Source organism: Mesorhizobium sp. GbtcB19 (assembly GCF_019091085.1).
Taxonomy (GTDB): domain Bacteria; phylum Pseudomonadota; class Alphaproteobacteria; order Rhizobiales; family Rhizobiaceae; genus Mesorhizobium.
In genome coordinates, this window is sequence record NZ_JAGXJY010000097.1 from 1 (window position 1) to 641 (window position 641).

1 protein-coding gene is annotated in these 641 nt (G+C 31.0%); it reads right to left on the minus strand.

Annotated elements, in window-relative coordinates; translation table 11 throughout:
- A partial coding sequence (locus tag KVT37_RS31760; RefSeq protein ID WP_217578958.1) for an ATP-binding domain-containing protein occupies positions 1-641 on the minus strand: 641 nt, incomplete at both ends.

Below are 641 nucleotides of genomic sequence, written 5' to 3' on the forward strand. Positions count from 1 at the left end.
TTCTGTCCCCATCAGCCATACTGCATACCTAGCTCTCGCCATAGCTGTGAAAATTTTATTCCTAGTAACACTTTGAATCATTTGCAAAGAGTCAGTATTAACAATAAATACAATATTTGCTTCATTACCTTTAGCCCTAAAAATTGTAGTGTAAGGTATCGCATCTTTAATTTTAATGACATTAGGGTTATCTTTATTTATCAAATTTATCGACGCTGCAATCTTATCATCCTTAACAAAATTCTCACTCCGAGCTAAATTATTAAAAACAGTCCTAAAAGTTGCATGATTGTCATTAACTTGTCTAGTTTCTAAATCAATTATCAATATATCTTCTGGTAATACATCTTCGTGTTTAATTAGATGTATTATTTTTTCAGATAACTTTTGATATTGTTCTGTTGCAGTTTTACATACTTCAGTATTTACAATTTGATTATCTTGAACTTTTTCTTCGTTACGTTCAAGTTCAACATATTCTCCATATTCTAATTTACCATTTACGACATAATAACCAACGTCAGTCCAAACTGATTTATCCTTAATCATATTTACAAAGGATAATTCTTTATCGTTGACTTTCCGATGCATACCTAACCCCAATGCATGTGCTACTGTAAGAATTTGAACAGGCGCTCTAT